We start from the raw sequence: 255 nt of genomic DNA, 5'->3' as shown, positions 1-255 counted from the left end.
ACCCGAGAACATCATCAACCGTGACTTCCAGGCTGCAGCCCCCAACGAGAAATGGCTGACCGACATCACAGAGTTCCAGATCCCTGCGGGCAAGGTGTACCTGTCACCGATCATCGATTGCTTCGACAGGATGGTGGTGAGCTGGACCATTGGCACGAGCCCGGACGCTGAACTGGTCAACACCATGCTGGATGCTGCTATCGAGACAGTGGCAGAAACCACCGCTAGGCCGGTAGTTCATTCCGATCGCGGAGG

The 255-nt window shown here is 57.6% G+C and carries 1 protein-coding gene; it reads left to right on the top strand.

The features are described 5' to 3' along the window. On the top strand, window positions 1–255 hold a 255-nt coding region (locus NFX52_RS31550), incomplete at both ends, for a DDE-type integrase/transposase/recombinase (RefSeq protein WP_252636046.1).

This window comes from Acidovorax facilis (assembly GCF_023913775.1).
In the GTDB taxonomy this organism is placed as follows: Bacteria; Pseudomonadota; Gammaproteobacteria; order Burkholderiales; family Burkholderiaceae_C; genus Acidovorax; species Acidovorax facilis.
Note: the sequence above shows the minus strand (reverse complement) of the source record. Positions and strands in the feature narration are given on the sequence as shown.